Consider the following 10,646-nt stretch of genomic DNA (forward strand, 5'->3'; position numbering starts at 1 on the left):
TATTCATTCGTGCGTTTTACATGACAATATAAAAAGGTAGGTGACAATTTCGTCATCTACCTGTTAGTTTGACATATTCATTTTGTAAGGGAAAACGCAGTGTAAATAATGAGCCGTCTCCAACATTCGATTGAACATAGATGCGAATCCCGATTTTTCGGGCTGCATTGGATGCCAAATAAAGACCCATTCCTGTAGATTGTGAGGATTCTCTTCCCGCTGTTCCCGTATACGATTTTTGAAAAATTCGAGGTAAATCCTCTAAAGGAATACCTATACCTACATCTTTTATATGTAATAATGTCGCACCTGTTGGGTCATGTTCAGTAAAAATTGTGACCTCAGAATTTACTGGACTATATTTTATGGCATTTGAGAGAATTTGCCGAACAATAAACGCCAGCCACTTGCCATCAGTCAGAACCGTATCTGTAAGCTCAGCGACTTCAAAGCCAATACCTTTTTCAATACACCAAGCCTGCATACCCCTGATTTCTTTATAGACAATCGGTTTCAGCTCGACCTCATTTAAATAGTTGTCCTTTTCAATAGAGGCTAATCTTGTTTGATGTAGCTGTTGATCGACTAAAAGATGTAGTCTCAGCCATTCATTCTCTAATTTTCGGCGCAGTGATACATCCTCAATATGCTCTAACAATAAATTAATCGTTGTTAAAGGGGCCTTTACTTCATGAACCCAAGCCAACAGCTCATCTGAATACTCTTGTAGTTGCACTTTAGCTTGATTTAACTCCATGTTCTTCTCATAAAAGACACTTTCTATTTTTTGAAAGCATGCTTCCTGAAAAGGAGTTAAAACTAGTCTGTTTTTATGTGCTTCATCAAGGTAGCCGTCCATATTTCCCAGGAAATCTTTTAATTTCCCAACTTCATTGACATAACGCCACACAAAAAAGAGTGTAAAACTAACAAGCAAACTAATGTTTACATACCATATTGAAATACTATTTAAACCAACATCTAAAGAAAATAGCACATTTAGAAGTGTAAAAATGAAAATAAAAAAACCAATCCATGCAAAGCGTTCTCTTATAAATAATAATAGCATGTTTTTCACGTCCTCTGGCTGACTGCCATATATCCAAGTCCTTTTTTAGTTAGAATCACTTCTGGTAAACCAATATCCTCTAGCTTTGTACGTAATCGATTAACATTTACCGACAAAGTATTATCATTGACAAAACGTTCATCATCCCAAAGCTTTCTCATTAATTCGTCTCTTGAAACAATCCGATTAACCTGTTCCACTAAAATTCGTAAAATGAAGAGCTCGTTTTTCGTTAAGGAAGCAGTAGCCCCATTAAACACAATCTCACTCCTTGTATAATCAATAACGGCATTATTAAAACGAGTAACGTCCATTTTCTCCTCAACATAGTCATAGGTTCTTCGTAAAATCGCCTGTGTTTTCGCGAGTAGCACTTCCATATGGAATGGCTTTTGTATAAAATCATCTGCTCCCATTTGCATAGCCATCACCATATCCATTGGATGATCTCGAGACGAGAGAAAAAGGATGGGTACTTTGGATAAATGACGTATTTCTCGACACCAATGAAAGCCATCATAGGCAGGTAATTGAATATCAATCAGCACAAGGTGTGGTTTCTCCTCTATAAAATTGTCCATCACCTTTTGAAAATTTTTAGGACCAACCACTTGTAATGACCAATGTGCAAAACGTTCTTGAATCATGTTAAAAATGGATGGATCATCTTCAATGAGCAAGATTTTCATGTCCATGTTCAATTCCCCTTTTCTTTATTTCTCCTAGATGACATGCTAGCTGTTATGTATACATACACTAATTAAAATCATTTGATTTCCCTTATTTTAACACAAAAAACCAATCTGTAAGCGTCCCTACAGATTGGTTTGATAATTAGCGAAAGCTAAAATTATTTTTGGATAGAAGCAACTACGCCAGCGCCTACAGTACGGCCACCCTCACGGATAGAGAATTTAGTACCTTCTTCAAGAGCGATTGGAGCGATAAGTTCAACTGTCATTTCGATGTTATCACCAGGCATTACCATTTCAACGCCTTCTGGTAAGTTACAGATACCTGTTACGTCAGTTGTACGGAAGTAGAACTGAGGACGGTAGTTAGAGAAGAATGGAGTATGACGGCCACCCTCTTCTTTTGATAAAACGTAAACTTCAGCTTTGAAGTTTGTGTGTGGAGTGATTGAACCTGGTTTAGCTAATACTTGACCACGTTGGATTTCTTCACGAGCAACACCACGTAGTAAAGCACCAATGTTGTCACCAGCTTCAGCATAGTCTAATAATTTACGGAACATTTCTACACCAGTTACAGTAGTAGATTTAGCTTCTTCAGCGATACCGATGATTTCAATTACGTCACCAACTTTAACTTGACCACGTTCAACACGGCCAGTTGCAACTGTACCACGACCAGTGATAGAGAATACGTCCTCTACTGGCATCATGAATGGTTTGTCAGTTTGACGTTCTGGAGTTGGGATGTAAGAATCTACAGCGTCCATTAATTCAACGATTTTTTCTTCCCATTCTGGTTCACCTTCAAGAGCTTTAAGAGCAGAACCTTTGATTACAGGAATATCGTCACCTGGGAAGTCATATTCAGATAGTAGATCACGGATTTCCATTTCTACTAATTCTAATAATTCTTCGTCATCAACCATATCACATTTGTTCATGAATACTACTAAGTATGGAACACCTACTTGACGAGATAAAAGGATGTGTTCACGAGTTTGTGGCATTGGGCCATCAGCAGCAGATACTACTAAGATACCGCCGTCCATTTGTGCAGCACCAGTGATCATGTTTTTAACATAGTCAGCGTGTCCTGGGCAGTCAACGTGTGCATAGTGACGAGTTTCTGTTTCATATTCTACGTGAGAAGTGTTGATTGTGATACCACGCTCTTTTTCTTCTGGAGCGTTATCGATGTCAGCGTATGATTTAGCTGTACCACCCATTTTTTTAGAAAGAACTGTAGCGATTGCAGCAGTTAAAGTAGTTTTACCATGGTCAACGTGTCCGATTGTACCAATGTTAGCATGCGTTTTAGAACGGTCAAATTTTTCTTTAGCCATTAGAGATTGCCTCCTCAAAATTATATGTTTTATTTTTGAAATTTATAGAATGAATGCCGATAGAGAACGGGCCCATCCCCTATCCTGCAATCATAGCTTACAAATTAGTTATACTTTATGCAAGATGAAAATTCAATTATTCACCTTTATTTTTTTTGATGATTTCAGCAGCAATTGATTTTGGTACTTCTTCATAATGATCGAATGTCATTGAGAATACACCACGACCTTGTGTTGCAGAACGAAGTGTTGTTGCATAACCAAACATTTCTGCTAAAGGAACCATCGCACGAACAACTTGTGAGTTACCACGAGCATCCATACCCTCAACGCGTCCGCGACGAGAAGTAATGTTACCCATGATATCGCCAAGGTATTCTTCTGGAATTACAACTTCTACTTTCATCATTGGTTCTAAGATAACAGCGTCACATTGTTTCGAAGCTTCTTTAAGAGCCATAGATGCAGCAATTTTGAACGCCATCTCATTCGAGTCAACGTCATGGTAAGAACCGAATACTAATTTCGCTTTAATGTCGATTAGAGGGTAACCAGCTACTACACCGCGGTCAAGAGAGTCACGAAGACCTGCTTCAACTGCAGGAATGTATTCACGAGGAATTACACCACCAACGATAGCGTTTTCGAATTCAAATCCTTTACCTTCTTCATTTGGAGAGAACTCAATCGTTACGTCTCCGTATTGTCCACGACCACCAGATTGGCGAGTGAATTTACCTTGAACTTTTGCAGAGCTACGGAATGTTTCACGGTAAGATACCATTGGAGCACCTACGTTAGCTTCTACTTTAAATTCACGGCGCATACGGTCAACTAAGATATCAAGGTGAAGTTCACCCATACCTGAGATGATTGTTTGTCCAGTTTCTGTGTCAGTATGAGCACGGAAAGTTGGATCCTCTTCTTGAAGTTTTTGTAAAGCTTGACCCATTTTATCTTGGTCAGCTTTTGATTTTGGTTCTACAGAAAGAGAAATTACTGGCTCAGGGAACTCCATTGATTCAAGAATAACTAGGTTCTTCTCGTCACAAAGAGTATCACCAGTAGTAGTGTCTTTAAGACCTACTGCTGCTGCGATGTCTCCAGCAAATACTTTTGAGATCTCTTCACGAGAGTTAGCGTGCATTTGTAGGATACGACCTACACGCTCACGTTTACCTTTAGAAGAGTTTTGCACGTATGAACCTGAATCTAATGTTCCAGAGTACACACGGAAGAAAGTTAATTTACCTACGAATGGGTCAGTCATAACTTTGAATGCAAGAGCTGAGAATGGCTCTGCATCAGAAGATTTACGTTCTAACTCTTCGTCACCATCTACTGAAGTACCTTTGATTGCTGGTACATCAACTGGAGATGGTAAGTAATCGATAACGGCATTTAACATTGGACGTACGCCTTTGTGTTTGAATGCTGTACCACAGATTACTGGGTAGAATTCTACTGCGATTGTAGCACGACGGATCGCCGCTTTAAGTTCCGCAACAGTAATTTCTTCGCCTTCTAAATATTTTTCCATGATTTCTTCATCAACACTTGCAACAGCGTCGATTAGTTTTTCACGGTATTCTTCAGCTTGTGCGCGGTATTCTTCAGGAATTTCTCCTTCAGTTACTGCTGTACCTTTTTCGTCGCCATAGAAAGTAGCTTTCATCTCAACTAGGTCGATGATTGCTGAGAATTGATCTTCAGCTCCGATAGGTAATTGGATAGGGTGAGCGTTTGCTTGTAAACGATCATGTAGAGTTCCTACAGAATATAAGAAATCTGCTCCTGTTTTATCCATTTTGTTAATGAATACAATACGTGGAACACCATAAGTTGTAGCTTGACGCCATACAGTTTCAGTTTGAGGCTCAACACCAGATTGAGCATCTAGTACTGTAACAGCACCGTCAAGTACACGTAATGAACGTTCTACTTCTACAGTGAAGTCTACGTGTCCAGGAGTATCGATGATGTTTACACGATGGCCTGCCCATTGGGCTGTTGTTGCAGCAGAAGTGATTGTAATACCACGCTCTTGCTCTTGCTCCATCCAGTCCATTTGAGAAGCGCCTTCATGAGTTTCACCGATTTTGTGAATCTTACCAGTGTAATAAAGGATACGCTCAGTTGTTGTTGTTTTACCAGCATCAATGTGAGCCATGATCCCAATATTACGAGTATTCTCAAGTGAGAATTCGCGTTTCATAGGAAATTTCTCCTTCCATATTGGGGTAAAGACTGTATAAGAGACCTTGTGTTAGCTAACTGGCTAACACATAGGTTAAATTACCAACGGTAGTGAGCGAATGCTTTGTTCGCTTCTGCCATTTTGTGCATGTCTTCACGTTTCTTAACTGATGCACCAGTGTTGTTAGAAGCATCAAGAATTTCGTTAGCTAAACGTTCTTCCATAGTTTTTTCACCACGAAGACGAGCATAGTTAACTAGGTAACGAAGACCTAAAGTTGTACGACGTTCTGGACGTACTTCAACCGGTACTTGGTAGTTTGAACCACCAACACGGCGAGCACGAACTTCAAGAACTGGCATTACGTTGTTTAGAGCGGCTTCGAATACTTCAATTGGATTTTCACCAGAACGTTCTTTAACAAGTTCGAACGCACCGTATAAAATCTTTTGAGAAGTACCTCTTTTACCATCAACCATCATTTTATTGATTAAACGAGTTACTAGTTTTGAACTATAAATTGGATCTGGTAACACGTCACGTTTGGAAACAGGACCTTTACGAGGCATGTGTTTTCCTCCTTTCGAATAGTTATCGATTATTTTATAAAGTTGGCCTTTTCGTATTTGTCGATCAAATATCAAATCTGCTAGCAAGATTCGATATTTGTGACAATTAGTATGAGGCTCAGTATTAAATAACGTTATTTAACGTTAAATTATTTTTTTTCTTTAGGGCGTTTTGTTCCGTATTTAGAACGTGATTGTAAACGACCGTTTACACCAGCTGTATCAAGAGCTCCACGTACGATATGGTAACGAACACCCGCTAAGTCTTTTACGCGTCCGCCACGGATAAGAACAACACTGTGCTCTTGTAAGTTGTGGCCTTCACCTGGGATATAAGCTGTAACCTCAATTTGGTTAGTTAAACGTACACGAGCGTATTTACGTAACGCTGAGTTCGGTTTACGAGGTGTCATTGTACCAACACGAGTACAAACACCGCGTTTTTGTGGTGATTTAACATCAGTTAAAGATTTTTTAAATGAGTTATATCCTTTGTTTAACGCTGGTGATTTTGATTTCGTGATTTTAGATTGACGAGGCTTACGTACTAATTGGTTAATTGTAGGCATCGATATTTCCTCCCTTCATTTATTCCTTGTTAATACCACACATCCAGGTGGTTCATTTTTTGGGTAAAAACAAAGTCTTTGTGTTTAATACACAAAAACTACTCTACAGTAATCGCAACTACCGCAGCTCCAACATGGATTCCACAGGCCTTGCCCAGTTCCTTTTTCGACTCAACAAGAATAACTGGTATACCGATTTCTCTCGCGAAAGATATGGCCGAATCGGTTACCCAATTGTCTGCATCAAGTGCCACAAGAAGTTCTTTCACTGAACCGGCTCGCATTGCTTTTACTGCTTGCTTTGTACCTATGATTGTTTGACTAGCCCTTACTTTATCATAAGACATTTTCATATCCTCCGAAGTACAGACAGTTAACTATCAACCTTCAATATATTATCATTACCAATTTACACTGTCAACTAATATCTTTAAAAAGTCCGAAGAGACGGTGAAATTCCATCTCTTCGGTCCTATTTTAATGTCTATTCGGCAGAAACAACTTCTGTGTCAAGCTCATCTTTTTCGATGCGGATTTGACGGTAACGTTGCATACCAGTACCTGCTGGAACAAGTTTACCGATAATTACGTTCTCTTTTAATCCAAGAAGCTCGTCACGTTTACCCTTAATTGCTGCATCTGTTAACACACGTGTTGTTTCTTGGAACGATGCTGCAGATAAGAATGATTCTGTTTCAAGAGAAGCTTTTGTAATACCCAGGATAACAGGACGACAAGTTGCAGGATTTTTGCCATTCATAACAGCATCTGCATTTGCCTCTGCAAATTGGTGGATATCTAGTAATGAACCTGGTAATAAATCTGTATCTCCAGCTTCAATTACACGTACTTTACGAAGCATTTGGCGAACCATTACCTCGATATGTTTATCACCAATTTCTACCCCTTGCATACGGTATACTTTTTGAACTTCTTTTAATAAATATTCTTGAACAGTTGAAACATCTTTGACTTTTAACAATTGTTTTGGATCGATAGAACCCTCTGTTAAAACTTGACCACGCTCTACATTATCACCTTCGATAACTTTTAAACGTGCATTGTAAGGTGCTTGATACTTACGCGTTTCTACGTCACCTTGAATAGTAATTTCTTTTAAGCCTTCACGAATTTCTGTGATATCTGAAACAGTACCTGTGATTTCTGAAATAACAGATTGACCTTTTGGATTACGTGCTTCAAAGATCTCTTGGATACGTGGAAGACCTTGTGTAATATCATCTCCGGCAACCCCACCTGTATGGAATGTACGCATTGTTAATTGTGTACCTGGTTCACCGATTGATTGAGCTGCAATAATACCAACTGCCTCTCCAACCTCAACCTTTTCACCTGTTGCCAAGTTCATGCCGTAACATTTTTTACATACGCCATGTTTTGTATTACATGTAAATGCTGAACGGATTGTCACTTCCTCGATACCTGCTTCAATAATTGCACGAGCAACATCTTGGTCGATTAAACCATCTCTTCCTAAAATAACTTCACCCGTTTCAGGATGTACGATTGTTTTCTTCGTATGACGACCAACAATACGTTCATCTAGAGCTTCAATCAGTTCTGTGCCTTCCATTAATGCACCAATTGTTAAGCCACGGTCAGTACCACAGTCATCTTCACGTACAATAACATCCTGTGCAACGTCAACAAGACGACGTGTTAAGTAACCTGAATCGGCAGTTTTAAGGGCTGTATCGGCAAGACCTTTACGAGCACCGTGAGTAGAGATGAAGTACTCTAATACTGTTAAACCTTCACGGAATGAAGATTTAATTGGAAGTTCAATAATACGACCAGCCGGGTTGGCCATCAGACCACGCATACCAGCTAACTGAGTAAAGTTAGATGCGTTACCACGGGCACCTGAATCAGACATCATGAAAATTGGGTTTGTTTTCTCAAGTGACTTCATCAGTTTCGCTTGAATTTCGTCTTTCGCAGCACTCCAGCTTGAGATAACACGATCATAACGTTCATCCTCTGTAATGAAACCACGACGGAATTGCGCTTGAACTTTATCCACTTTTTCTTGAGCTACAGCTAAAATTTCACCTTTATCAGGTAATACCACGATGTCAGATACACCTACAGTAATACCAGCACGTGTTGAATATTTAAATCCTAGGTTTTTCATGCGGTCAAGCATTTTAGATGTTTCAGTAATGTGGAAACGTTTAAACACTTCAGCAATGATATTTCCTAAGAATTTTTTACGGAATGGATTTACAACTGGTACTGATGCAAAATATTTACGCAATACAGCTGTACGTTGTGCATCAATTTTCCCTTTTTCATCTAAATTATTATAAGCGCTATCTGATTCAAGCTCTTTCAGAGTATCTTCGTCAATTACTAAATTAGCGAAGTATTTCTCTGGTGTTACTTGCTCTAAGTTGAAATCAGTTGGCTCATTAATATAAGGGAATGATTTTGGCAAGATTTCGTTAAAGATTACTTTACCAACAGTTGTCAATAGGAACATATTATTTTGTTCTTCTGTGAATGTTGGGTTATTTAACGAACTTGCTTTAATCGCGATACGTGTATGCAAATGTACATGACCTGTATCATATGCAATTAAGACTTCATTTGGACCATAGAAAACAGTACCTTCACCACGAGCATCTTCACGTTCAAGTGTTAGGTAGTAGTTTCCTAATACCATATCTTGAGAAGGTGTTACAACAGGTTTACCATCTTTTGGATTCAAGATGTTTTGTGCTGCAAGCATTAGAAGACGAGCTTCTGCTTGAGCTTCTGCTGATAACGGTACGTGAACCGCCATTTGGTCACCATCGAAGTCAGCGTTATACGCTGTACATACTAATGGGTGAAGACGAATAGCACGACCTTCAACTAGTGTTGGTTCAAATGCTTGAATACCAAGACGGTGAAGCGTTGGTGCACGGTTTAGTAATACCGGATGCTCACGAATAACATCTTCTAAAACGTCCCAAACGTCATTGTTTAAACGTTCAATTTTACGCTTAGCAGATTTAATGTTATGAGCAAGACCACGCTCTACTAACTCTTTCATTACGAATGGCTTGAATAATTCGATAGCCATTTCTTTTGGTAAACCACATTGGTACATTTTTAAGTTTGGACCTACTACGATAACGGAACGACCAGAATAGTCAACACGTTTACCAAGTAAGTTTTGACGGAAACGACCTTGTTTACCTTTCAGCATATGTGAAAGTGATTTTAGTGGACGGTTACCAGGACCTGTTACAGGACGTCCGCGACGACCATTATCAATTAATGCGTCAACAGCTTCTTGTAGCATACGTTTTTCGTTTTGTACGATGATGCTTGGCGCACCTAAATCTAATAAACGTTTTAAACGATTATTACGGTTGATTACACGACGGTATAAATCGTTTAAATCGGAAGTTGCAAAACGACCACCATCTAATTGCACCATTGGACGAAGCTCTGGTGGAATAACAGGTAGAACATCTAGAATCATCCATTCAGGTGAGTTACCTGAGTTACGGAAAGATTCAACAACTTCTAGACGTTTGATAGCACGAGTACGTCTTTGACCTTGTGCAGATTTTAACTCTTCTTTTAAAGAATGTGTTTCATCCTCTAAGTCAATTTTGCTTAATAGTTTTTTGATTGCTTCTGCACCCATTGCAGCTTCGAATGTGTTGCCAAATTTTTCACGGTATGCACGGTACTCTTTTTCAGAAAGTAATTGTTTGCTTTCTAAGTTAGTAGCACCCGCATCAATTACAACGTATGAAGCAAAATAAATAACTTCTTCTAATGCACGTGGTGACATATCTAGGATTAGACCCATACGGCTTGGAATACCTTTGAAGTACCAGATATGAGAAACTGGTGCTGCTAATTCGATGTGTCCCATACGTTCACGACGAACTTTAGCGCGTGTTACTTCAACGCCACAACGGTCACAAACTACGCCTTTATAGCGTACACGTTTATATTTACCACAATGACATTCCCAATCTTTAGTTGGACCAAAGATACGTTCACAGAATAAACCATCTTTTTCTGGTTTTAATGTACGGTAGTTAATTGTTTCAGGCTTTTTAACCTCACCATATGACCAAGAACGAATCTTGTCAGGGGATGCTAAACCGATTTTCATATATTCAAATTCATTAACGTCTATCAAGGAGCCTACCTCCCTCTAGTATAGGTCTTTATAAAG

8 protein-coding genes are annotated in these 10,646 nt (G+C 39.1%); all 8 read right to left on the reverse strand.

Annotated elements, in window-relative coordinates; translation table 11 throughout:
• Positions 1 to 52: 52 nt before the first annotated feature.
• Positions 53 to 1,069 carry a sensor histidine kinase gene (locus tag MHI22_RS15365; RefSeq protein ID WP_036123704.1) on the reverse strand — a complete coding sequence of 339 codons (1,017 nt, stop codon included), beginning with the start codon at positions 1,067 to 1,069 and terminating at the stop codon, positions 53 to 55.
• Positions 1,070 to 1,074: 5 nt separating this feature from the next.
• Positions 1,075 to 1,764 (reverse strand): response regulator transcription factor, encoded by a 690-nt coding sequence (locus MHI22_RS15370; protein ID WP_340812360.1) that lies wholly within the window; start codon positions 1,762 to 1,764, stop codon positions 1,075 to 1,077.
• 155 nt (positions 1,765 to 1,919) lie between these two features.
• Positions 1,920 to 3,107 carry an elongation factor Tu gene (tuf, locus tag MHI22_RS15375; protein WP_036123706.1) on the reverse strand — a complete coding sequence of 396 codons (1,188 nt, stop codon included), beginning with the start codon at positions 3,105 to 3,107 and terminating at the stop codon, positions 1,920 to 1,922.
• Between the two features lie 136 nt (positions 3,108 to 3,243).
• Positions 3,244 to 5,322 carry an elongation factor G gene (gene fusA / locus MHI22_RS15380; protein WP_036123709.1) on the reverse strand — a complete coding sequence of 693 codons (2,079 nt, stop codon included), beginning with the start codon at positions 5,320 to 5,322 and terminating at the stop codon, positions 3,244 to 3,246.
• Between the two features lie 80 nt (positions 5,323 to 5,402).
• Positions 5,403 to 5,873, reverse strand: a complete 471-nt coding sequence (gene rpsG / locus MHI22_RS15385) for a 30S ribosomal protein S7 (protein WP_036123710.1) — start codon at positions 5,871 to 5,873, stop codon at positions 5,403 to 5,405.
• 149 nt (positions 5,874 to 6,022) lie between these two features.
• Positions 6,023 to 6,442, reverse strand: coding sequence for a 30S ribosomal protein S12 (rpsL, locus tag MHI22_RS15390; protein ID WP_010860613.1), 420 nt, complete (start codon positions 6,440 to 6,442; stop codon positions 6,023 to 6,025).
• A 98-nt stretch (positions 6,443 to 6,540) separates the two neighbouring features.
• Positions 6,541 to 6,789 (reverse strand): ribosomal L7Ae/L30e/S12e/Gadd45 family protein, encoded by a 249-nt coding sequence (locus tag MHI22_RS15395; RefSeq protein ID WP_036123715.1) that lies wholly within the window; start codon positions 6,787 to 6,789, stop codon positions 6,541 to 6,543.
• A gap of 137 nt (positions 6,790 to 6,926) precedes the next feature.
• Positions 6,927 to 10,610, reverse strand: coding sequence for a DNA-directed RNA polymerase subunit beta' (gene rpoC / locus MHI22_RS15400; protein WP_058845122.1), 3,684 nt, complete (start codon positions 10,608 to 10,610; stop codon positions 6,927 to 6,929).
• Positions 10,611 to 10,646 lie beyond the last annotated feature (36 nt).

The organism is Lysinibacillus sp. FSL L8-0312, assembly GCF_038003285.1.
Lineage (GTDB): Bacteria > Bacillota > Bacilli > Bacillales_A > Planococcaceae > Lysinibacillus > Lysinibacillus fusiformis_D.